Here is a 21,878-nt window from a genome sequence, read left to right on the forward strand (position 1 = left end):
GGACGGCATGACCGACGCAACTGCAGATGAGGTGGAAGCCGCTAAAAAATCAGGGAAAAAGGGCCTTCTGCTTGGACTGACTCTGGCTATCGCGGGCGGTGTTGGTGGCTATTTCATAACTGCATCCGGCCTGCTTCCCATAGGTGGGTCCGAGATGGTGAAAGAGGCCAAAAAGAAAGGCGAAGACGCTTCCGTAAAGGCACTTCCCGATGTGAAATTTGTCGATCTTCCGCCGGTGATCATCTCGGTCAAGTCAGATGATTCGCGACATTTGAAATTTCACGCGCAGCTTGAAGTGAATGCGGGCTACGCCGCCGAGGTTGAAAAGATGCAGCCGCGAATCATGGACGTTCTGAACAGCTATTTGCGCGCCCTTGAGTTAACCGATCTGGAAGATTCTCTGGCTTTGATGAGGATCCGCGGACACCTGCTACGACGCATTGGGATCGTCGTGGACGAAGGCCGAGTGCGTGACGTTCTGGTCATGGAATTTGTACTGAATTAGGAGGCGATGGTGGAGTTGATTGCCGATATTCTGCTGGTTGCGGGCGCTCTTGGGGCTGGTCTGTATTGTTTCGTTCTGTCGCGACGCCTGAAGCGGTTTACCGATCTTGAGAAGGGTGTGGGTGGCGCCGTTTCTGTGCTGTCCTCGCAAGCAGAAGAGTTGCGAAAATCGCTGGATAGCGCGCGTCAGGCTTCGGATGATTCCGGCACCGCGTTGCAGACGCTGACCGAACGGGCGGAAACCGTCGCACAACGATTGGAGCTTATGATGGCCTCGATGCACGATGTCGTTCAGGAAGAGCCCTCTGAGCCGGACGTTCCCATGGATCAGCCAGATGACGCACCTGCTGAGGACAGGTCTGAGCAGCCCGGCGAAGCACAAGAAACTGCATCCGATCCGTCTGGTGAACCAACTGAGGTCTCGACTGAGCCATCGGAAGCACCACCAGAGCCGCCCGCAAAGAAACCAGAAGGCCTGATGTTCTTTCGGCGCGCCGCTCCATCTGGCGGAGCAGCGAAATGAGTCGCAACCGGGCAAAAGCGCCTGATCGCCGAGCGCGCGGCGGTGTTCTGACCGTCATTTCCTTGCTGATGGTCGGCTCTGCGATTATTCGCATCGGGCTTGAGGCCGGGCCTGCACTTGCCCGCGGCGCGGAACCAAACATGGCCTCGCCCGTCGGTGGTGAACGCAAAGAGGCGAATGCGGCAGATCTACAAATGCTGCTTACGGAACTATTACGCCGTGAAAAGACTCTAAACCAGCGTGAAAGCACGATTTTGGACCGGGAACGGGCGCTCGACATTGCCGATCAGGCCATCGAAACCCGGCTCACGATGCTGGAGGACGCCGAGAACGCTCTGCGTGAAACGGTGGCGATTGCCGAAAAGGCCGCCGAAAACGATCTGACACAACTGACTGACGTGTATCAGAGCATGAAGCCCAAAGATGCCGCCGCGTTGTTCGAAACGATGGACGCGGTATTCGCCGCTGGCTTCCTGTCTCGCATGCCACCGGAAGCTGCCGCTGAAGTTATGGCCGGTCTCAGCCCCGAGGCTGCTTACACCATCAGCGTGATCATGGCCGGGCGCAATGCACGTGCCCCACAGGAATGACCCTCATGGCCATATCTATCTGCACCCTCAACGCTGGAGACCTTTCATGATCGGGCTCATCGGAATTGCCGTCATCTTTGTCATGGTATTCGGCGGCTACCTTGCCGCAGGCGGCAAGATGGCCATCATTATGAAATCACTGCCCTTCGAGATGATGATGATCGGAGGGGCCGCAGTCGGCGCATTTCTGATCAGCAATGATATCGGCGGCGTAAAACACACCGCCAAGGATATCGCGAAAGTTTTTAAAGGACCCAAATGGAAGCCCGAGGATTATCGCGATCTGTTATGCTTGTTGTTCTCTCTGATCCGGATCGCACGCGCTAACCCGGTCGAGGTAGAGCAGCACATTGAAGAGCCAGGAAGCTCATCGCTATTTTCCGCATATCCCAAGATTCAAGCCGACAAAGAAGCGGTGGACCTGATCTGTGACACCATGCGCTCGGCGGCGATGAACTATGACGACCCGCACCAGGTTGAGGAGGTGCTGGAAAAGCGGATGGAGGCGAACTTCCACCATGCCATGCATTCAAGCCACGCGCTGCAAACCGTTGCTGACGGGTTGCCCGCCTTGGGGATCGTGGCCGCCGTTCTGGGTGTGATCAAGACGATGGGATCAATCGACCAACCACCGGAAGTTCTGGGTAAGCTGATCGGCGGCGCGTTGGTTGGGACGTTTCTGGGGGTTTTTCTGGCTTATGGATTGGTGGGTCCTTTCGCGGGCAAGCTGAAATCTGTTGTTGAAGAAGACAACCACTTTTACCAACTCATCAAAGAGGTTCTGGTGGCTAATCTTCACAACCACAACGCGGCCATGTGTATAGAGGTCGGCCGCCAGAACACACCGACCCACAACCGGCCCGGTTTCTCGGAACTTGAAGACGCGCTTAAGGAACTCAAGCAGGCTGCAGCATGATCCGCGCATTGTCTTTGGTCTTGCTCGCATGGGGCACAAGCGCGTCAGCACAGGCTTTGACCGTGCGATCGGGCGAGCATGAGGGGTACACGCGACTGGTGGTACAGGTCCCCTCTGGCACCGGTTGGATGTTGGATCCGGTCGAGAACGGCGCGCGGCTGAGCATTGGCATCGATAATGCGACATTCAACACTGCAGCTGTCTTCGACCGCCTGTCGGGGAACCGTCTGCAATCGCTTCAACAGGCCGGGCCAGGTGCAGCGTTGGAGATGACATTTGGGTGCGACTGCGTGGCAACGGCATTTCTGCATCGCCAAACTATGGTTGTCATAGATATCGCACCCGGCCAGGGTACACCTGCAAGTGACCCGGTAGAGCCAGAGGCACTTCCCAGGACTGCGAGTATCACGGCCCAAAAACCCTTACCTACTGATATTCCAGCCACCGAACTGGCCTTGCCTTTGCTGCAATTAAATCAACGAAATTTCGAGGAGCAGTTGGCATCACGTTTATTGCAAAGCGCTGATCGAGAGGTTGTTGATCTTGAACTGGCAGGTGTCGGACGCAGGGAATCGTCCAGTTTTGGTCCGCTGCGATCTTCGGAAAAGCTGGTGCCAAATCTGCGACTGTCTTCGGTGCTCGATGAGGTTTCGGGGCTGGGCAATCTGGCAGTTCCTCAGATTGATAGCAAACCGGAATGTATCACGAACAGCGAACTGGGTTTTGAGACATGGTCGGGCGCTCGATCATTTTCCGAGGATGTGGCCGAATTGCGGGTCGGGCTATTTCAGGAATTCGATCGTGTCGACCAGGCTTATGCAATGGATTTGGCGAAGCTCTATACGTATTTCGGGTTCGGTGTAGAAGCGCACCAAGCCCTGTCTTTGTTGTCGGAGACCTCGGTTGAGCAGCGCAGAGTAGCGGCCATCGCATCAGTGATGGACGGGTTGCCTGCACCGACGCCGAACCCTTTGGCAGGGCAGCAAAGATGTGATGGTGCCGCCGCACTCTGGGCGCTTTTGAGTGAGGGTAAACTTCAATCCGATGCGCATGTGAAAGCGATCGAACGCAGTTTTGGTCGGTTGCCGTGGCATCTCAGGCAACATCTCGGCCCGGATATCGCCGAGATGTTTGTCTCGGCAGGCCGGCTTGAAGCATCGCGCCGGATCTTGCGTGCGGTCGAACGGATCTTAGAGGACGAACCCGCTGATGTAACCTTTGCCCAAGCCAAAATCGCGGATGCTGCAGGGGATACCGATACCGCAGAAACGCTGTTGACCGAGATCATATCGGCGCCCGATGCCGCGACCGATGCGCCGTTGGCACTTGCGCGGTTGATCGAAAAGCGGTGGTCGGACCGGGGTACGGTCTCGCCCCGCGACCTCGATTTAGCTGCAAGTTATGCGCGCGAGCTTCGGAAGTCCGATCTTGGCCCGATGTTGGCGCGTGCACACGCTTTGGCGATGGCTTTGTCGCAGGATTTTACCGGAGCTCTTGCCAGTTTTGAGGATGTCTCGGATTCCGACGAATGGCAGAGGACACGAGATCAGGTGTTCCAATTGCTGGCGGAGCGGGCGGACGACATTACTTTCCTGCGCCATGTGATGGAATTGAAGGACAAGCGACGCAACACGCTGGCGGTCGAAACTGCCGTGTCCATGGCAGAGCGATTGGCTGACCTTGGGTTTTCAGCGCAGGCTTACGCGTTGGCAAACCGACCGCAAGATCGGGAACGCAGCCGTGATCGTGCTCGGCTTCGGGCAAAGGCGGCTCTGTTGGGGAACCGTCCCCGTCAGGCGCTGCTGGAAATCGCGGACGATTCCTCGGACACCGCACAAGAGATACGCGCCCAGGCCATGATGCAAACACAGGATTTCGATGCCGCCGCGCGCGCATTACAGGCAGGCGGGAAGCACGAGATGGCCGATCGATACAACTGGTTGGCGGGCTCCGGCGGTGCGGATGAAGAGAGGTCAAACACCTTCACCGATTTGTCCCGCATCCGAACGTCCCTGATCAAGCCCGTTGCGCGGCAGCCGGACAAGCCGTTGTCGGACGCCGCAACGCTATTACAGGACAGCACCATCGCACGCGCGCAGATCACTGAAATGCTTGAGACAGTGCGCGCAATCGACCCGAATTGAACCTTGGAAGTCTGTTCTTGCAGAGACAAGTGTAACTGCTTTGGCCTGTAGGCTGATAGACGCCAAAATCAGCCTCTAACAAAGGTATTGAATTCATTTGGACTTCCTATGCACCAATCCATGATGCCCATAGGACAGTGGCGTCAAACTCAGTGAACGTGTCGAAGATCTTCAGCTGGCTCAATGATCATTCATGACCACCGCACGCGTTCAAGTGTGCTGGTTCTCGGACAACTCCATCTGAGATTACGATCACCACATCTGCCCTTGGTAAACCGGGCCGAGTGACTCAGACTTTCTAAAACCGTGATCCGGGGCATTACGGTTGTCACATCGGGATCCGGCAGACCCGCCCCAGAGATGTGTTCAGCCCAGATGCGAACATGCTCCGCCAAAACAATCGCTACAATTGGCATTGCGTATTGTGCCGGGGACATGGTCTGGGGTTGGCCCGAAGATAGCTCGCCCTTTCCAGCATCGCCACGTCAATCCAACCAAACTTGGCCAGTTGATAAAGGATCAAACTGCACCGATCACATAAGCTTGGGCGTGTGTTTTCACAGACTGATCTCCGGTTTGCGGAGGAGGCGTCTTGAGGAATTTAGTCATATGTACGAGCCAGCATGTGCTCTGTCCCCGACGTGAACCATCAAGAACAGAGACTATTCAACCGGATTTATTCAGTATGGGGCCTCCACATCATTCATCGAGACGTAGACTGTCTTCATCTCGCTGAAGTGGTTGATTGCCAGTTTCGAGTTCTCGCGACCGACGCCCGACATCTTGGAGCCGCCGAAAGGCGCCTCTACCGGGGCCAGGTTATAAGTGTTGATATAGCAAGTTCCCGCCTCAAAACCTGCCACGATGCGGTGGGCGCGGGTCAGGTCGTTGGTGAAGACGCCGGCGGCCAGACCGAATTCGGTGTCATTGGCACGGGCCAGAACCTCTTCTTCGGTGTCGAAGTCCAGCACCGACATCACCGGGCCGAAAATCTCTTTGCGCGCGATTGTCATATCGTCCTTAACATCGGCAAAAACCGTGGGCTGCATGTAGAAACCATCGCCTTCGACCCGTTCGCCGCCATAGATCAGCCGCGCGCCTTCGGCCCTCCCCTTTTCGACATAGCCAAGCGCGATATTCATCTGATTTTCGCTGACCATCGGGCCAAAGTTGACCTCTTCATCCATCGGGTCGCCGATTTTCGCCGTAGCAAGGCGTTCAGACAGGCGCTTAAGGAACGCTTCCTTGATTCCCTTTTGCACAAAAACTCGAGTGCCGTTGGAACAGACCTGTCCCGAGGAGTAGAAATTCCCCAGAATGGCGCCTGACACGGCATTTTCGATGTCGGCGTCGTCGAACACGATCATCGGGGACTTGCCACCCAATTCCATGGTGACATGTTTCATGCCATCGGCGGCAGCAGCGTACACCTTGCGGCCCGTTGGAACCGACCCTGTTAGCGAGACCTTGGCCACTCGGGGGTCGGTCACCAGGCTGGCGCCTACATCACCGTAGCCCTGAACAACGTTATAGACGCCTTTGGGTGCACCTGCCTCGATCAGAATCTCGGCTACTTGCAATGCCGACAGCGGAGTAGTCTCGGAAGGCTTGAAGATCATTGTGTTTCCGCACGCCAACGCCGGGGCACCCTTCCAGCAAGCGATCTGCGTCGGGTAGTTCCATGCCCCAATGCCCACACAAACGCCCAGCGCCTCGCGGACGGTATAGACAAAATCCCCGTCTGCCAGAGGGATATGTTCGCCGGTCAGCGAGGCCGCCAGACCGCCAAAATACTCCAGCGCATCCGCGCCGCTGGTAGCGTCGGCCACCAGCGTTTCCTGCAGAGGTTTGCCGGTATCATGGGTTTCGATGATCGATAAGTCACGATTGCGATCCCGCATGATGTCGGCCGCGCGTCGCAGCACACGGCCTCGCTCGGTGCCCGATAGGGCAGCCCAGGCCGCTTGGGCCGATTTTGCGCTATTCAGAGCCTTTTCAACAATCTCAGGCGTGGCGGAATGTAGCCGTGCGATGACCTCTCCGGTGGCGGGGTAGATAACGTCGATGGGCGCGCCATTGGTGTCCTCGACATACTCGCCATTGATGAAATGGCTGGCCTTAGGTTGAAACTTCATGCCGGTTCCCTCTGTGTTCAGAAATCTCTTTAGGCAAAGAGATCGCGTGCGTTGAGGATCGAATTATCGATTATTGACTGATCAGTCAATCAAGCTGCAAATTGGCAGGTTCTCGCCTAACCCAAAGGGTCTTCCCTTGAAACGAAAGGTTAATGTTCTATTTATGTTCTACATAGTCAGAGGATTACCCGATGGCCCAGAACATGCGAAATTCCGCCCTGAGCGGCCCGACAAACGACTATCACCTGCTGCCAGTTACCGATCGGCAGATGCGCTTTGCCCGCGCCATCGCGCAACAATCAGCGCTTGAGATTCCGGTCGAGGCGCAGCGTGACCGCAAATCCCTGTCGGACTGGATTTCAGCTCATACGCCGCATGATCCGTCGCCCTTTGCAAACTACCCAACAGGTAAGCAGGTTGCTTTTGCCGAACGTATCTCGCGCAGCAAGCGCCGCCCGATCCCGTCCGAATGTTTCCGCGACAAACAAATGATGTCGCGCTGGATCGATCATAATAAATAGATCGCTCTATTTGCCGTGGTTGCGCGCGTATAGCGCGACGGCGGCGGCCACAAACATGCCCAACAGGATGTAACCCGTCACAGCCTCGGCCACAGCCAGCCCACGGCAAAAGCCAGTTGGGGACATGTCCCCATATCCGACCGTTGTGAAGGTGACGTATGAAAAATACAGAATATCGGCTGGCCCTTCGGCGCCGATCACACAATGGTCGTTATATCCAAACGCGCCGTAGACGGCTGCGAACAGGAATGGCACGACCTGGATGAAGGACACCCCCATCAGGAACAACAACCTCCGGGGAGATTTCACCTGGGTCATGTAGTACCAGGACTGCGAGGCGATCCAGATCAGAAGGCCTACCGAAGAAAGAGTGCCAATGGTGTCGCCTGCAGTAGCTTCGTTCAGGCGCGACAGACCGTACCACGCAAGAAAGCTTGCCAAGACCAGCCCAAGCGCCGCCAGCAAAGTTGATTTCCATTCTTCCAGGGTTCTGGGTTCGTGGGTCATGAGCGCTCCGTCGGTTGGGCTTGCGCACAATCATCCGATTTCAAACGCAGCCTGCAAGCTGATTTCAGTCAGAGCCCAGATGTTCCTCGCCCCGCGCGCGGGCCAGCTGTATCTGCTTTTGCCGCTCGCGAAACCGCGCCTTGTCCTGTTCTGAAGTCTCATTGATACACCGATGGCAGGATACGCCATGCTCGTATTCAGGGCGTTTCACATCTTCGGGCAGGATCGGGCGACGGCAACCATGGCACAGCTTGTGTGGGCCTTCGACCAGACCATGACCAACTGAAACGCGGTTGTCGAAGACAAAACACTCACCCTGCCAAGTGCTGTCTTCGGGTGGCGTTTCTTCCAGATACCTCAGGATGCCACCCTTCAGGTGATAGACATCCTCGACCCCTTGCCCCAGCAGATAATTGGTGGATTTTTCGCACCGGATGCCACCGGTGCAGAACATGGCAACGCGTTTGTTGTGAAAGCGGTCCTTGTTCTGTTCCCACCACGCCGGGAAATCGCGGAAACTGGCTGTGTTAGGGTCTATTGCACCCTCAAACGTGCCAATCGCCACCTCGTAATCGTTGCGGGTGTCGATCACCACCACATCATCTGATCGGATCAGCGCGTTCCAGTCCTCAGGCTCGACGTAATTCCCGACATTTGCGCGGGGATCGACATCGGGCTGGCCCATCGTCACGATCTCTTTCTTCAACCGCACCTTCATCTTGCCGAAGGGCGGGTGGTCCGAGGTCGCCTCTTTCCACTCAAGATCACTGCATCCTGGCAAAGCACGGATATGCGCCAGAACCGCATCGATACCTGCGCGGGGTCCGGCGATGGTGCCATTGATCCCTTCTTGCGCCAACAGCAGGGTGCCTTTTACCGACTGCGCGCGGCAAAGCTCGTGCAAAGCCAGGCGCAGCGCATCTGGGTCGGGAAAACGCGTGAAATGATATAGGGCAGCGATTGTGTACATGTGGGCGATCTAATGCCCTTGGCAAAAACACACAAGAGACCGGATTGACGATACCCGCTGCGCACCATACCGATAACACGACTTTAGGAGGTCAGCATGTCCCACGCCCTGCTCGTTATCGATGTTCAGAATGACTTCTGCCCCGGCGGCGCGCTTGCCGTTGCCGGAGGGGACGAGATCGTCGCACCGATCAATGCGATCATGGATACGTTCGATACGGTGATCCTGACACAGGATTGGCACCCGGAGGGGCATTCTTCATTCGCCAGTTCTCATACTGGCAAAGCGCCGTTCGAGATGATCGACATGCCTTATGGCCCTCAGGTCTTGTGGCCCGATCACTGTGTTCAGAGCAGCGCAGGCGCGAACTTCCATCCGGATTTGCGGACAGATGGCGATCTGATCATCCGCAAGGGATTTCGCAGCGCTATCGATAGCTATAGCGCGTTTTTCGAAAACGACCATTCCACGCCCACTGGTCTAAAAGGCTATCTTGAGACGCGCGGGATCACGCAGCTGACCATGGTCGGTTTGGCGACAGATTTCTGCGTGCATTATTCGGCGGTAGATGCGGCACAGCTGGGGTTTGATGTCACTGTCTTAAGCAACTTGTGCCGCGCCATTGATATGGACGGATCTTTGGCTGTCGCAGAGCAGGCAATGCGCGCAGCAGGTGTGACACTGGCCTGAGGATCAAAGCGCGGCACCATGCTCGGCCAGAAGTTTCAGAAACACAAACAGGATCACAGCAAGACCTAACGCGAAACCGATACGCCCAGAAACCGTGCGACGCTTTGGACGCACTGGTCTTGGGCGTGGCGCTTGCAATGGTCGCTCGGGCATTTTCCGGTTCACGGTCCCGGGCTTTGCGGACCTGATATGGCCCAAGAAGTGATGGAAATCGAACTCACCACTATACTCTCCCTGGACACCCATATTCCGGATATTCGCAAAAAGCCGCTTTAGGATCAGGAGGCGATCTTCAGCCTCTTCTGGCCGAAAATAACCTCGGGCAAGATGCCCATCCGACTCGTCCAGGCTAAATCCTGATTCCAGAAATATTCTGCGAATCTTGGGCGATGCAGCGCGCAAAGCGTCTGCCGTCTTGATATCCCTGAACCGCGCCCGCACCGGGGGCCGCCCAGTTATCGATGTTTGCCCATGCTCAGGATCAACCTCATCCGGAGCTATTGCAACAATGTCAAAATCGTACTCGAGACTCATTCACTAACTTCAACCTTCAGTTCCATCCCCACCCCTCACTAAAGCGTGAAGGAAACCCACAATAAGCCCGTAATGTGTTCTGTCGTGGGCATTGTTCCCAATTCCGCGACTCTTGCCATTTCGTGCTCCGATTGATCTAACAACGGAAATTGCAGGAGGTCCCCATGGTCGATATCGCGACGCGGGTCTACAATCATAAATGGAAGATTGACCCGATTATCCGGTCATTGATCGACACAGATTTCTACAAACTGCTGATGTGCCAGTCAGTGTTTCGAAATAAGCCCCAAACCGATGTGGTGTTTTCGCTGATCAACCGGTCGAATCACGTGCCATTGGCCCGTTTGATCGATGAAGGCGAGCTGCGCGAGCAGTTGGATCACATCCGCTCGCTAAGTCTGAGTCGTGGGGAAAGCACGTGGTTGCGGGGCAATACATTCTACGGCAAGCGTCAGATGTTCCGCCCGGATTTCATGGAATGGTTCGAGAACCTGCGCCTGCCCCCTTACCATCTGGAGCGTAAGGGTGATCAGTATGAGCTGACCTTTGAGGGTAAGTGGCACGAGGTCATGCTATGGGAGATCCCGGCGCTGGCCGTACTGATGGAATTACGCTCACGCGCGGTTCTGAACGATATGCGCCGGTTCGAACTACAGGTGCTCTATGCCCGTGCAATGACACGCGTATGGGAAAAGATAGCCCAGCTTCGCACTATTGAGGGGCTTGGGATCGCGGATTTCGGCACGCGGCGGCGGCATTCCTTCCTTTGGCAGGACTGGTGTGTGCAAGCCATGATTGAAGGTTTGGGCTCGTCCTTTACCGGAACGTCCAACTGTCTGATCGCAATGCGACGCGAAGTTGAGGCTATTGGCACCAACGCACATGAACTACCTATGGTGTATTCTGCGCTCGCCGAAGACGACGCCGCGCTTGCGCAGGCGCCCTATGACGTCCTCAGCGACTGGCACGAGGAACATGATGGAAATCTGCGCATCATTCTGCCCGACACGTATGGCACCAAAGGGTTTCTGGATCGCGCGCCTGACTGGCTGGCAGGCTGGACCGGCATTCGCGTTGACAGCGGCGACCCCGCTACCGGCGCAAAAATCGCAATAGACTGGTGGAAATCACGCGGCGAAGACCCGACGCAGAAGCGGGTTATTTTCTCGGACGGGTTAGATGTGGACAAGATACGCGAATTGCACGCTCAGTTCGCGGATCAAACCAATGTCTCGTTCGGCTGGGGTACGTTGCTGACCAATGACTTCCGCGAACTTGTACCGAATGACGCATTGGCTCCCTTTTCGCTAGTCTGCAAGGCGGTCTCGGCCAATGGCTACCCGACGGTCAAACTATCTGACAACCCGGAAAAGGCGATGGGACCCGCCGAGCAGATTGAGCGGTACAAGCGCGTCTTTGGCGTTGGAGCGCAGGAGCCGATCGAAGTGATCGTTTAGCCGTGGTAGGCCGCAACCGTTTTCAGTTGTGAGAACCCATAAAGCGCCTCGAACCCTTTTTCGCGGCCATGGCCGGATTTTCCAACGCCGCCAAAAGGCAGCTCGACACCTCCGCCCGCGCCGTAGTTGTTAATGAACACCTGCCCCGAACGCAAACCCTTGGCCAGCCGCATCTGCCGCCCACCATCTCGAGTCCAGACGCTGGCAACAAGGCCATATTCGGTGCTATTTGCTATGGTTAGAGCCTGTTCTTCGGTGTCAAACGGGATCAGAACCTGTACGGGGCCAAAGATCTCATCCCGCGCCAAGGCATGATCGGGCGGCACATCCGAGAACAATGTGGGCCGGACATATGCGCCGGATTCGGGTGCGCCAGCCGCAATCTGGCCCTCGGCGGCAATCGCCAAGTCCGAGCCTTGGTGAAGGAAACCGGTCACGATTTCTTTTTGCCGTGTTGAGATCAGCGGACCGACGCGCAAATCCTGGACCGCCGGTCCAACGGTGAGTTCTTGATAGGCAGTCGCCATACGGGATTTCACCGCATCATATACACCGCGCTGCACCAGAATGCGCGACGAGGCCGAGCAGGTCTGGCCCGCATTCTGTATACCCGCATTCACCAGATACGGCAGCGCGGCATCCAGATCGGCGTCTTCGAAAACCAGTTGCGGCGACTTGCCGCCCAGTTCCAGTGTCACCGGAACAACGTTTCGTCCCGCCGCCTGCTGAACCAACGCGCCTGTCGCGACCGAACCGGTGAATGAAATGTGCTCCACACCCGGGTGTGCCGACAGGGCCGCGCCCGCCTCAGCCCCCAGGCCAGGCACCACATTCAGGGCACCAAGCGGAAGGCCCGCCTGTATCGCCAGATGCGCGAAGGCCAGTGCGGTCAGGCAGGCCTCTTCCGCCGGTTTCAGAACACAGGCGTTACCCATTGCCAGCGCCGCCCCGACAGAACGGCCAATGATCTGCATCGGATAATTCCACGGCACGATGTGGCCGGTCACACCGTGCGGCTCGCGCAACGTGTAGACGGTATAGCCATCCAGATAGGGAATGGTCTCGCCCATCACTTTATCCGCAGCGCCACCATAAAATTCGCAATACCGCGCCAATGCTACCGCATCTGCCCGCGCTTGGGTCAGCGGTTTGCCGACATCCATCGCCTCTAGCTGTGCCAGTTCATCCACTCGGTCCAGAACCAGTTGCCCCAGTCGGGTGAGAATACGCCCTCGCTCCAGGGCCGTCATGCGACCCCAATCGCCATCACACGCGGATCGGGCGGCCTGCACCGCAGCGTCGATATCGGTTTCGCCACCTCGAGCGATCTGGCAGATTTCGGAACCGTCCGAGGGATTCACCAGCGGCAAGGTTTGACCTGACGCGGGCATTTTCCATTCTCCGCCGATCAGGCAAAGTTTGGGATCGAACCAGAGAGGGTTAGTCATCGGAGGCTCCAATATCAGGCTCTATACAAAGGTCTTTCATGCAGCGCCTCGTCCTGTCTCCGGCAATTTCGGTGCCGCATTGATCAGAGTTCTTGTGTAAGGATGCTGAGGCTCTGTGAAGACTTGCTCGGTTTCACCCTGTTCCACAATCTTGCCGGCCTGCATCACCAACACACGGTCGGTAATGGTTCGAACCACGCTCAGGTCATGGCTGATGAACAGGTAAGTCAGATCGTAAGTCGCACAAAGCTCGGCCAGCAGGTCGAGAACTTGGGCGCGGACTGAGACATCCAGCGCCGAGACAGCCTCATCAAACAGGATCAACTCGGGTCGAATAATCAGAGCGCGCGCTATAGCGATACGTTGCCGCTGCCCACCCGAGAATTCGTGAATGTAGCGGCCCGCATCATCGGGGCTTAGGCCAACGGCGGTAAGCATCTCAGCGACGCGATCCTGCCGTTCAGAACCGGTTGGCGGGGTGTCCAGCAAATGAAATGGCTCGGTGATCAGGCGCGCGACCCGGTGGCGAGGATTGAAGCTGCCGTAGGGGTCCTGAAACACCACCTGCATCTTGCGTCGCACTGCCAGATTGGGTTTGTGGCCGGTGAAAACAGGCTGGCCATCAAGGGAAATGCGGCCTTGCTGCTCCTCCTCCAAGCCCAAAATAGCTCGTGTTAGGGTCGATTTTCCACAACCGGACTCTCCAACCAGCCCTAAACGCTCCCCCCGATTCAGGGTAAAGCTGACATGATCGACGGCCCGATGATGACCTGGCGTGGCAAACAGGCGCGTTCGGGGCAGACGGTAGTCCCGCACCACGTTCTCGACCTCAAGCAACGCTCGCGGTGCAGGAGAGGTCGGCAGGTTGACTTGATGCCCCGAAGCTTCGAACAGCATACGGGTGTAAGGGTGCTGCATATGGCGCAGGAGATGATCTGTTGCGCCCGTTTCAACAACCTCCCCGTGCCGCATGACCACAATCTGATCCGCCATGTCTGCAACCACCGCCAAATCATGCGTGATCATCAGCAGACCCATGCCGTACTCCGACACGAGCCCTTTAAGCAGATCAAGGATTTGCGCCTGCGTGGTCACATCAAGCGCCGTTGTCGGCTCATCCGCGATCAACAGTCGGGGGCGCAGTGCAATCGCCATGGCGATCACCACTCGCTGGCGCTGACCGCCTGACAGTTCGTGAGGATAACGCTTCAACGGAAACCTGTCGGTTGGCAATCCAACCCGGGCTAGAACCTCTTCGGCCCGAGCGCGCGCTTTGGCCGGGGGCATGGCCTTGTGGATCAGGATAGTCTCCATAACTTGATCGCCGATGGTCTTCACCGGGTTCAGGGCAGTCATCGGCTCTTGGAAAACCATTCCGATCGCAGCGCCCCGCAACGCACAAATCTCGGCCTCAGACCGGTTCAGCAGGTTCTGGCCCTCTAACTCTAGCACCCCATCTACTTCGGCATCGTTTGGCAGCAACTGCATCACGGCAAAGGCTGTCATTGATTTGCCCGAACCGCTTTCTCCGGTCACAGCCACGATCTGCCCAGGGGCAATCGACAGGTTGATCTTCTTTAAAATCGGCGTGCCATGGATAGCCAACGAGAGGTCCTTGATCTGCAAAAGACTCATGCGCGGGCCACCCGTATCCGAGGGTCCAGCCAATCGCGCAAGCCATCACCCAGAAGGTTCAGGCCCAATACCGTCACGATGATGGCAAGACCCGGAATCAGAGCCAAATGCGGGGCAAAACTAACCATCGTCTGCGCATCGGCCAGCATTCTGCCCCAGCTTGGCGTAGGCGGTTGCGCACCAAGACCGACATAGGACAGCCCGGCCTCGGCCAGAATGCCAAGTGAGAACTGGATTGTTCCCTGAACGATCAGCAGATTGGCGACATTGGGCAGGATATGTTCAGCCGATATCCGTGCCGCGCCTTTGCCTGACACGCGGGCGGCAAGGATAAACTCGCGCTCCCAAAGAGACAAAGCTGCGCCTCGGGTGATGCGGGCAAAAACGGGGATGTTGAAGATACCGATGGCGATGATCGCGTTTATGGCCCCGGCACCAAAGACGGCGGTGATCAGAATGGCGATGACGAGAGAGGGGAATGCAAAGACCAGATCATTGCCGCGCATGATGAATTCATCTAGCCACGATCCACTGCGCGCAGCGGCAGCCAGACCCAAGGGAACGCCCAGCGCCATGCCAATCCCGACCGCGACAAGCGCCACCGCAATCGAGGTGCGCGCACCAACCATGATCATCGAGAACATGTCGCGTCCGAAATGATCGGTACCGAACCAGTGCTGCGCGCTGGGTGGCTGCAGCTTGGCCGGAATGCTCAGCGCGGCGTGGTCGTATGGGGTCCAGACAAAGGACACCAGCGCTGCCAGCACCACCAGTGAGGACAGCGTCGCGCCAAGGATCAGGTTGCGGCTCATGTCCTGCTCCTCAGCCTTGGATCGACTGCGGCATAGGCCAGATCGACAAAAAAGTTCACCATGATGACGGCAAAGACCAGCAGCATAACTACCGATTCCACGACGATCAGATCGCGCGCCGATATGGCCTGAAAAACCAGCCGCCCGAGGCCGGGTAGATAAAACACCTGTTCGATGATGATCGAACCCGCCAGCAGGAAGGAAAATTGGAGTCCAATGATCGTCAGTACCGGGATCAGAGCATTCCGCACTCCGTGTCGCCAAAGCGCCTGCCGACGCGAAAGGCCCTTGGCGCGTGCGGTGCGCATAAAATCCTCGGCCAGAATATCCAACAGAGCCGAGCGCATAACCCGCGCAAGGATCGCCGCTTGCGGCAGGGCCAATGCAATGGCTGGAAGGGTCAGCGAATGTAGACCGGTCCAAATGCCGTTCTCCCACCCTGCAAACCCGCCGGCATTGAACCAGCGCAAGTTGATGGCAAAGACCAGCACCAGCATCATCGCGAACCAGAAATTCGGCACCGCGATACCAAGCTGAGTCGCACCCATCACGGTCAGATCACCCGGTTTGCCGCGCCGTGAGGCTGCGTAGATACCGGCGGGGAAAGCAATCAGCGTGGACAGGGTCAGCGCGTATAAAGCCAGCGGCAATGACACCCACAATCGATCTGCGATCATCTGCGACACGGGTGTGCGATAGGTGTAGGACGTACCAAAATCCCCAACCAGCATCCCGCCGACCCAGTTAAAGTACCGCTCGATCTTCGAGACATCGAGGCCCAGTTCAGCTCTCAGCGCGGTCAATGTATCGGCCTGCGCGTTCACGCCCAGCATGAACGACGCCGGATCACCGGGCGCGACCTCGATCACTGCAAAGATGACAACCGAGGCGACGGCCAGGCTCAGGATCAGCGACAGCAGACGTTTGAGGGCGTAGCGGAGCATTTGGAAACGTTAGGGTCACATCCCGTGTGGGTCCAGCGCCTAAGGTACGAGAAGATAGACAAAAGAAACCCGCCAAACCAGATTCCTTGTGGGTTTCATGGTGCAACAGTTCGCGCCGGGGCGCTGGCCATCGCCCCGGTCCAACTCTGTTCTTCTATTCGGACCAACTGATCCCGGTCAGATCAATCGCTGCCGTGGGTGCGTTTTCCCATAGCCCCTCAACACCGGCCTTGGCCACGCCAAGCTTGGCAAGTTGAAACAGGTACCCGTTGACGTAATCGGTCGAAATCAAGCGCTGTGCCTCACCCAGCAAACGTGTGCGCTCATCAGGGTCTGTGGTCGAATTCAGCGTGTCCATCAATGCCTGAAAGTCGGTGCTGTCATATTGGAAGTAATAGTCGGGCCGGGCATAAATACCGATATCCATCGGCTCGGTATGGCTGACAATGGTCAGGCCAAACTCCTTGCCCTTGAACACGCTTTCCAGCCATTGCGCCCATTCCACATTGATGATCTCGGCGGTGATGCCAATATCGGCCAGTTGCGCAGCGATGATTTCACCCCCGCGTCGGGCGTAGGAAGGCGGCGGCAAGTGCAGCGTGGTCTCGAACCCATCGGGATACCCGGCCTCGGCCAGCAGCGCCTTGGCTTTTTCCGGGTCATAGGCCGAATTGCCGGTCAGATCGACGTAAGCCGGGTTATGCGGAGCAAAATGCGTACCGATGGGTGTGCCATAGCCGAACATAGCCCCATCAATGATGGCCTGCCTGTCAATCGCGTGGGCCAATGCCTGTCGGACCAATATGTCATCAAACGGGGCTTGTTTGTTGTTGGTCGACAGAATGGTTTCCCCCTCGGTCGAGCCGACAAGAACCTGAAAGCGCGGATCAGCCTCGAATTGCGGCAGATTCTCGGGTGCGGGGAAGTTGTCGAACACGTCTACATCCTCGGCCATCATGGCGGCAAAGGCGGCGGTCGGATCCGAGATGAACTTAAACGTTGCGGTCTCTAGCGCAGGCTGTTCGCCCCAATAGTCGGGGTTGCGATTCAGGATGATGCTGTCACCCTGCAGCCAGTCAGAGAAGGTGAAGGCCCCCGTGCCAACCGGATTGGTCTTGATATTCTCGATGCTTTCGGGCGCAACGATCACCGCGTCACCCCAGGCGAGATTGAAAAGGAAGTTCCCGTTTGGCTCATTCAACGTCACCTGAACGGTCAGGGGGTCCACCACCTCGACACTTTTAATGCCCGCAAACAAAGCCTTCTGCGCGTTGGCGCTGTCTTCTGCCGTGGCGCGATCAAGGGTGAACTTGACGTCCTCGGCATCCATCGTTGTGCCATCGTGAAATGTCACACCGTCGCGCAGCTTGAATGTGTAAACGGTACCGTCATCCGAGATTTCCCAGCTTTCGGCCAGCCCCGGCACCACCGAGCCATCCCCCATGAACCGGGTCAGGCCTTCGAAGATATTGGTGTAGACAACCGAATCGATAGCCTGCGCCGCAGCGCTGGTCGGGTCCAGATGCGGTGGCTCAAGCTGCATGGCGATGGTGATGTCAGATTTGGCCATGGCCTGCGTGGCAAACAGGCCCGCGCCAAGGACTAGGGCCGACGCGAACGAGCGAAAGCGCTGCTTTGTCATGAAAATCTCTCCCCACTGAAATTGGCTAGCCCTGCTTTTTTCGGGCCGATCTGCGACCAATGTCCTCGCAAACCCGAGGTCAATCAAGGAATTGTTGGCGCAACCGGGGTTTCTTTGCGCCTGCCGCATCTGCTATGCCGCGCTGCAACATGAACCCTGCGAGGAGCGAGCATGAGCGCCACCGCCCGCAAGAAAGCCCCGAACGCCGAGGATATCCGCGCCCGGAAAGGTACTGATCCTCTGGTCTCGTTGACCGCCTACACAACACCGATGGCGCAGTTGATGGATGCGCATTGTGACTTCGTTCTGGTCGGTGACAGCGTCGGCATGGTGTTGCACGGGTTGACGTCGACCCTTGGTGTGACGATGGAGATGATGATCATGCACGGCCAGGCCGTTGCCCGTGGTCTGGACAAGGCAATGATGGTGATCGACATGCCTTTCGCCAGCTACGAGCATGACCCGGCTCAGGCATTCCGCAACGCAGCCCGGCTGATGTCGGAAACAGGAGCTGGGGCGGTTAAGCTGGAAGGTGGCGTCGAGATGGCTGAAACCATCCGGTTTCTGGTCAAACGTGGGATCCCGGTGATGGCACACATTGGCCTGACACCGCAGTCGATAAACACTTTGGGTGGCTATAAGGTACAAGGGCGCGACGAACAGGCCGATGCCGTATTGGCCGACGCCCGGGCCGTCGCTGAAGCAGGCGCGTTTTCGGTCGTGTTAGAGAAAGTTCCGCAGGGTTTGGCCAACCGGATTACCGCTGAGATTGCGATCCCCACAATCGGCATTGGTGCCTCGGCCGGGTGCGACGGGCAAATTCTGGTGGTGGACGATATGCTTGGCTTTTTCACCGCCTTCAAACCGAAATTCGTCAAACGCTATGCTGATCTTGGCCCGCTGGCCGAAGCCGCCATTGCTGAATACGCAGCCGAGGTTCGTGCGCGAAGCTTCCCGGCAGACGAACATGTCTTTGCCAATGCCGTACCCGTCAAAGGACCCAAGTCATGACCGCGCCTATTCTGCGTCGACTGGCAGACTTGCGCGCCCTGACCCGTGATTGGCATCTGAATGGTGAGGTGATCGGAGTTGTCCCCACCATGGGTGCGCTGCACCAGGGGCATCTGTCGCTGGCCGAAGCCGCGAAGACGGCTTGCGACCGGGTGATCGTGACGATCTTTGTAAACCCCAAGCAGTTCAACAACCCCGAAGACCTCGCCAACTATCCGCGCACCGAACAAGAAGACGCGAAAAAGCTCGCGCCTTACAACGTCGATGCGATATACGTGCCCGACCCGGACGAGATTTACCCTGATGGCTTCGCCACCACAGTCTCGGTCTCGGGTCTGACCGACGCGATGGAGGGAGAATTCCGCCCGGGTCATTTCGATGGTGTGGCAACAGTTGTCGCCAAGCTGTTCCTGCAAACGCAAGCGGATCGAGCCTATTTCGGGGAAAAAGACTATCAGCAGCTTATGATCGTCCACCGGATGGCCCGCGACCTCGATATCCCGATCGAGGTGATTGGTTGCCCCACGGTGCGTGAACCTTCGGGCCTCGCAATGTCTTCGCGCAATCAAAGGCTATCCGAGGATGGTCTGGCCATCGCAGCCGAAAAACATCGTATCATGCGTGCAGTTGTTCAGGCGCTGGAAAACGGCGAAGAATTCGAAGCTTTGGCTTCTCAGGCACAGGCCGATCTTTTGGCCGCCGGTTTCAACGAAGTGGAGTATCTGCAACTACGCTGCGCTGAAACGCTGGAGCCTATGACCCATGCCAAACGACCCGCACGACTGTTTGCGGCAGCCTTGGTCGACGGCGTGCGGCTGATCGACAATCTACCGGTGTCTCCGGTCTGATTTCCCCTCTGGTACGTTTGGTTGTGTTTGCGCTAAAGTCCTGCAAAACCAAAGCGGGAGGGGCGCAGGAATGACCTATATTCTGGCAATCGATCAGGGCACCACATCGTCTCGTGCAATCCTGTTCGACGCGCAAATGCAGCGCGTCGGCACTGCGCAGCACGAGTTTACACAGCATTTCCCACAGGAAGGCTGGGTTGAGCATGATGCCGAGGAGATATGGGACAGCGTTCTGACGGTTTGCCGTGAAGTGATGCAAACGACAGGTGTATCCGCGGCACAGATCGCTGGTATCGGGATTACCAACCAACGCGAAACCACTGTCATCTGGGATCGCGCCACCGGGACCCCCATTCACAACGCAATCGTCTGGCAGGACCGTCGCACCGCTGAGATTTGCGAGCGTCTTCGCAAAGCGGGATGCGAGGATGACGTAACTGCCCAGACCGGTCTGCTGCTAGATCCTTATTTTTCAGGCACCAAGGTCAAATGGTTGCTTGATACCGTCCCCGGCGCACGCGACCGTGCCGCCGCCGGAGAGCTGCTGTTTGGCACTATCGATACCTTCCTGATCTGGCGACTGACAGAAGGGCGCGTGCACGCCACTGACGCCACCAATGCGGCCCGCACATTGCTATTCGATATTCACAAAGGGGAATGGAGTACCGAGATCTGCGACTTGCTGGACATCCCCCAAGCTTTGTTGCCCGACGTGCGCGATTGCGCCGCAGACTTCGGATCGACCTCCCTGTTTAGCGGTAATATTCCAATTCTCGGCGTGGCGGGGGATCAGCAAGCTGCCACCATCGGACAGGCCTGTTTCCAGCCGGGCATGATGAAATCCACCTATGGCACGGGCTGTTTCGCACTACTCAACACCGGTACGCAGCCAGTTGAATCGAAAAACCGGCTGCTAACGACAATTGCCTATCAGTTGGACGGGCAGAAAACCTATGCGCTTGAAGGCTCGATTTTCATTGCCGGTGCGGCGGTGCAATGGCTGCGCGATGCGTTGCAAATCATCGAAACCGCACCGCAAAGCGGTGAACTGGCCGCCAAAGCTGATCCAAACCAGCACGTTGTTCTCGTCCCTGCCTTTACTGGCCTGGGCGCGCCTTATTGGAAACCCGATTGCCGGGGCGCAATCTTTGGCCTGACTCGCAATTCAGGCCGCGCCGAAATCACGCGCGCCACGCTGGAAAGCATCGCGTTCCAGACCCGCGACCTGTGGCACGCCATGCAGGGCGATTGGGGCGCAGAGACTGACGTGATCCTGCGCGTCGACGGCGGAATGAGCGCCTCGGACTGGGCCATGCAGGGGCTTTCCGACATTCTGGGCGCCCCGGTCGACCGCCCGGTGATGCAGGAAACCACCGCGCTTGGTGCCGCATGGCTGGCGGGCATGAAAGCGGGTGTCTACCCGGATCAGGCCGGATTCGCCGAAACCTGGGATCTGGACCGGCGGTTTGAGCCTGCAAAACCCGTAGCTGACCGAGACGCGGCCTATGCACGCTGGCAACGCGCGGTTCAGGCGGCCATGGCGTTCTAACTGTGGTCCTTCATCAAGCGCTGTTTCTGCCGTGACCAGTCGCGCTTGGCCTGCGTTTCGCGCTTGTCGTGCAGCTTCTTACCTTTGGCGATGCCGATCTTCAGCTTCGCCCGACCCTTGTGATTAAAGTAAAGCACCAGCGGCACCAGCGTCATGCCTTTGCGTTGGGTCGCGTTCCACAGGTTCGACAGTTCCTTGCGTGACACCAGCAGTTTACGGCGGCGGCGTTCTTCATGTTTGAAGACCTTGGCCTGCTCATAGGGCGCGATATAGCTGTTGATCAGCCATAGCTCTCCATCATCGACGGACGCGTAGCTTTCAGCAATGTTCGACCCACCGGCGCGCAGGGATTTGACCTCGGACCCTTCCAGGACAATACCGCATTCGAGATCGTCTTCGATCGCATAATCGAAGCGCGCACGCCGGTTTTCGGCGATCACTTTGTAATTCGGGTCAGTGTTCTGCTTCTGCTTGGCCATGGCGCGTTGATGTATGCCG

At 57.3% G+C, this 21,878-nt stretch carries 21 protein-coding genes; 11 read left to right on the forward strand and 10 right to left on the reverse strand.

The window, feature by feature from the left end; translation table 11 throughout:
- Positions 1-7 precede the first annotated feature (7 nt).
- The 5 genes from ACR0NE_RS03765 to ACR0NE_RS03785 are packed head-to-tail and all read left to right on the forward strand — an operon-like array spanning position 8 to position 4,677.
- On the forward strand, positions 8-505 hold the full coding sequence (locus ACR0NE_RS03765; protein ID WP_170598312.1) for a flagellar basal body-associated FliL family protein: 498 nt from the start codon (positions 8-10) through the stop codon (positions 503-505).
- Between the two features lie 9 nt (positions 506-514).
- Positions 515-1,027, forward strand: a complete 513-nt coding sequence (locus tag ACR0NE_RS03770) for a DUF6468 domain-containing protein (RefSeq protein ID WP_170598308.1) — start codon at positions 515-517, stop codon at positions 1,025-1,027.
- A complete protein-coding gene (locus ACR0NE_RS03775; protein ID WP_170394862.1) occupies positions 1,024-1,617 on the forward strand; it encodes a MotE family protein in 594 nt (197 codons plus the stop codon). The genes ACR0NE_RS03770 and ACR0NE_RS03775 overlap by 4 nt, the downstream gene beginning before the upstream one ends.
- Positions 1,618-1,663: 46 nt before the next feature.
- On the forward strand, positions 1,664-2,533 hold the full coding sequence (gene motA / locus ACR0NE_RS03780) for a flagellar motor stator protein MotA (RefSeq protein WP_170408548.1): 870 nt from the start codon (positions 1,664-1,666) through the stop codon (positions 2,531-2,533).
- Positions 2,530-4,677 (forward strand): hypothetical protein, encoded by a 2,148-nt coding sequence (locus tag ACR0NE_RS03785; protein ID WP_170598306.1) that lies wholly within the window; start codon positions 2,530-2,532, stop codon positions 4,675-4,677. The genes motA and ACR0NE_RS03785 overlap by 4 nt, the downstream gene beginning before the upstream one ends.
- Positions 4,678-5,357: 680 nt before the next feature.
- Here the strand turns inward: ACR0NE_RS03785 and betB are convergent.
- On the reverse strand, positions 5,358-6,812 hold the full coding sequence (betB, locus tag ACR0NE_RS03790) for a betaine-aldehyde dehydrogenase (RefSeq protein WP_170598303.1): 1,455 nt from the start codon (positions 6,810-6,812) through the stop codon (positions 5,358-5,360).
- Between the two features lie 191 nt (positions 6,813-7,003).
- Here betB and ACR0NE_RS03795 point away from each other — a divergent pair, with 191 nt between their 5' ends.
- Positions 7,004-7,333, forward strand: a complete 330-nt coding sequence (locus ACR0NE_RS03795; protein WP_170598300.1) for a hypothetical protein — start codon at positions 7,004-7,006, stop codon at positions 7,331-7,333.
- A gap of 6 nt (positions 7,334-7,339) precedes the next feature.
- On the opposite strand, the gene ACR0NE_RS03800 is transcribed toward ACR0NE_RS03795, so the two are convergent.
- Together ACR0NE_RS03800 and trhO are read right to left on the reverse strand one after the other, a co-directional pair.
- Complete coding sequence (locus tag ACR0NE_RS03800) at positions 7,340-7,840, reverse strand: potassium channel family protein (protein ID WP_170394876.1); 501 nt, start codon at positions 7,838-7,840, stop codon at positions 7,340-7,342.
- Between the two features lie 64 nt (positions 7,841-7,904).
- Positions 7,905-8,810: an oxygen-dependent tRNA uridine(34) hydroxylase TrhO gene (gene trhO / locus ACR0NE_RS03805; RefSeq protein ID WP_170598297.1), complete on the reverse strand. Its 906-nt coding sequence runs from the start codon at positions 8,808-8,810 to the stop codon at positions 7,905-7,907.
- A gap of 96 nt (positions 8,811-8,906) precedes the next feature.
- Between trhO and pncA the strand changes: the two genes are divergently transcribed.
- Positions 8,907-9,500, forward strand: coding sequence for a bifunctional nicotinamidase/pyrazinamidase (pncA, locus tag ACR0NE_RS03810; protein WP_170598294.1), 594 nt, complete (start codon positions 8,907-8,909; stop codon positions 9,498-9,500).
- Positions 9,501-9,503: 3 nt separating this feature from the next.
- Here pncA and ACR0NE_RS03815 read toward each other — a convergent pair whose 3' ends face one another.
- A complete protein-coding gene (locus ACR0NE_RS03815) occupies positions 9,504-10,034 on the reverse strand; it encodes a hypothetical protein (protein WP_170598291.1) in 531 nt (176 codons plus the stop codon).
- 164 nt (positions 10,035-10,198) lie between these two features.
- Here ACR0NE_RS03815 and pncB point away from each other — a divergent pair, with 164 nt between their 5' ends.
- On the forward strand, positions 10,199-11,491 hold the full coding sequence (gene pncB / locus ACR0NE_RS03820; RefSeq protein WP_170394888.1) for a nicotinate phosphoribosyltransferase: 1,293 nt from the start codon (positions 10,199-10,201) through the stop codon (positions 11,489-11,491).
- Here pncB and ACR0NE_RS03825 read toward each other — a convergent pair.
- The 5 genes from ACR0NE_RS03825 to ACR0NE_RS03845 form a co-directional block, all read right to left on the reverse strand.
- Positions 11,488-12,939 (reverse strand): aldehyde dehydrogenase family protein, encoded by a 1,452-nt coding sequence (locus ACR0NE_RS03825; protein WP_170598288.1) that lies wholly within the window; start codon positions 12,937-12,939, stop codon positions 11,488-11,490. The two genes, pncB and ACR0NE_RS03825, sit on opposite strands and share 4 nt — an antisense overlap.
- A gap of 36 nt (positions 12,940-12,975) precedes the next feature.
- Entirely contained in the window at positions 12,976-14,574 is a 1,599-nt protein-coding gene (locus ACR0NE_RS03830; RefSeq protein WP_170598286.1) for a dipeptide ABC transporter ATP-binding protein, read from the reverse strand.
- Positions 14,571-15,386, reverse strand: a complete 816-nt coding sequence (locus ACR0NE_RS03835) for an ABC transporter permease (protein WP_170408556.1) — start codon at positions 15,384-15,386, stop codon at positions 14,571-14,573. Before ACR0NE_RS03835 ends, ACR0NE_RS03830 begins: the two co-directional genes overlap by 4 nt.
- The gene (locus tag ACR0NE_RS03840; RefSeq protein ID WP_170426057.1) at positions 15,383-16,330 is read right to left on the reverse strand and encodes an ABC transporter permease; all 948 of its coding nucleotides are present in this window, start codon (positions 16,328-16,330) and stop codon (positions 15,383-15,385) included. The genes ACR0NE_RS03835 and ACR0NE_RS03840 overlap by 4 nt, the downstream gene beginning before the upstream one ends.
- 154 nt (positions 16,331-16,484) lie before the next feature.
- Positions 16,485-17,972 (reverse strand): ABC transporter substrate-binding protein, encoded by a 1,488-nt coding sequence (locus ACR0NE_RS03845; protein ID WP_170408558.1) that lies wholly within the window; start codon positions 17,970-17,972, stop codon positions 16,485-16,487.
- A gap of 171 nt (positions 17,973-18,143) precedes the next feature.
- On the opposite strand from ACR0NE_RS03845, the gene panB reads away from it, so the two are divergent.
- The 3 genes from panB (at position 18,144) to glpK (ending at position 21,380) form a co-directional block, all read left to right on the forward strand.
- The gene (gene panB / locus ACR0NE_RS03850; protein WP_170598284.1) at positions 18,144-18,983 is read left to right on the forward strand and encodes a 3-methyl-2-oxobutanoate hydroxymethyltransferase; all 840 of its coding nucleotides are present in this window, start codon (positions 18,144-18,146) and stop codon (positions 18,981-18,983) included.
- On the forward strand, positions 18,980-19,831 hold the full coding sequence (gene panC / locus ACR0NE_RS03855; protein ID WP_170598282.1) for a pantoate--beta-alanine ligase: 852 nt from the start codon (positions 18,980-18,982) through the stop codon (positions 19,829-19,831). Before panB ends, panC begins: the two co-directional genes overlap by 4 nt.
- A 70-nt stretch (positions 19,832-19,901) precedes the next feature.
- On the forward strand, positions 19,902-21,380 hold the full coding sequence (gene glpK / locus ACR0NE_RS03860; protein WP_170598280.1) for a glycerol kinase GlpK: 1,479 nt from the start codon (positions 19,902-19,904) through the stop codon (positions 21,378-21,380).
- Here glpK and smpB read toward each other — a convergent pair.
- On the reverse strand, positions 21,377-21,859 hold the full coding sequence (smpB, locus tag ACR0NE_RS03865; protein ID WP_170394914.1) for an SsrA-binding protein SmpB: 483 nt from the start codon (positions 21,857-21,859) through the stop codon (positions 21,377-21,379). The genes glpK and smpB overlap by 4 nt on opposite strands.
- Between the last annotated feature and the right edge of the window lie 19 nt (positions 21,860-21,878).

This window comes from Ruegeria sp. C9, from assembly GCF_056537585.1.

Coding starts and splice junctions, on each gene's coding strand:
- panC (WP_170598282.1), top strand. CDS start 18,980: ATGACCGCGCCTATTCTGCGTCGACTGGCAGACTTGCGCGCCCTGACC.
- glpK (WP_170598280.1), top strand. CDS start 19,902: ATGACCTATATTCTGGCAATCGATCAGGGCACCACATCGTCTCGTGCA.
- panB (WP_170598284.1), top strand. CDS start 18,144: ATGAGCGCCACCGCCCGCAAGAAAGCCCCGAACGCCGAGGATATCCGC.
- ACR0NE_RS03825 (WP_170598288.1), bottom strand. CDS start 12,939: ATGACTAACCCTCTCTGGTTCGATCCCAAACTTTGCCTGATCGGCGGA.
- ACR0NE_RS03830 (WP_170598286.1), bottom strand. CDS start 14,574: ATGAGTCTTTTGCAGATCAAGGACCTCTCGTTGGCTATCCATGGCACG.
- ACR0NE_RS03765 (WP_170598312.1), top strand. CDS start 8: ATGACCGACGCAACTGCAGATGAGGTGGAAGCCGCTAAAAAATCAGGG.
- pncA (WP_170598294.1), top strand. CDS start 8,907: ATGTCCCACGCCCTGCTCGTTATCGATGTTCAGAATGACTTCTGCCCC.
- ACR0NE_RS03840 (WP_170426057.1), bottom strand. CDS start 16,330: ATGCTCCGCTACGCCCTCAAACGTCTGCTGTCGCTGATCCTGAGCCTG.
- ACR0NE_RS03835 (WP_170408556.1), bottom strand. CDS start 15,386: ATGAGCCGCAACCTGATCCTTGGCGCGACGCTGTCCTCACTGGTGGTG.
- betB (WP_170598303.1), bottom strand. CDS start 6,812: ATGAAGTTTCAACCTAAGGCCAGCCATTTCATCAATGGCGAGTATGTC.
- motA (WP_170408548.1), top strand. CDS start 1,664: ATGATCGGGCTCATCGGAATTGCCGTCATCTTTGTCATGGTATTCGGC.
- ACR0NE_RS03800 (WP_170394876.1), bottom strand. CDS start 7,840: ATGACCCACGAACCCAGAACCCTGGAAGAATGGAAATCAACTTTGCTG.
- ACR0NE_RS03785 (WP_170598306.1), top strand. CDS start 2,530: ATGATCCGCGCATTGTCTTTGGTCTTGCTCGCATGGGGCACAAGCGCG.
- ACR0NE_RS03795 (WP_170598300.1), top strand. CDS start 7,004: ATGGCCCAGAACATGCGAAATTCCGCCCTGAGCGGCCCGACAAACGAC.
- trhO (WP_170598297.1), bottom strand. CDS start 8,810: ATGTACACAATCGCTGCCCTATATCATTTCACGCGTTTTCCCGACCCA.
- ACR0NE_RS03815 (WP_170598291.1), bottom strand. CDS start 10,034: ATGAGTCTCGAGTACGATTTTGACATTGTTGCAATAGCTCCGGATGAG.
- ACR0NE_RS03845 (WP_170408558.1), bottom strand. CDS start 17,972: ATGACAAAGCAGCGCTTTCGCTCGTTCGCGTCGGCCCTAGTCCTTGGC.
- smpB (WP_170394914.1), bottom strand. CDS start 21,859: ATGGCCAAGCAGAAGCAGAACACTGACCCGAATTACAAAGTGATCGCC.
- pncB (WP_170394888.1), top strand. CDS start 10,199: ATGGTCGATATCGCGACGCGGGTCTACAATCATAAATGGAAGATTGAC.
- ACR0NE_RS03775 (WP_170394862.1), top strand. CDS start 1,024: ATGAGTCGCAACCGGGCAAAAGCGCCTGATCGCCGAGCGCGCGGCGGT.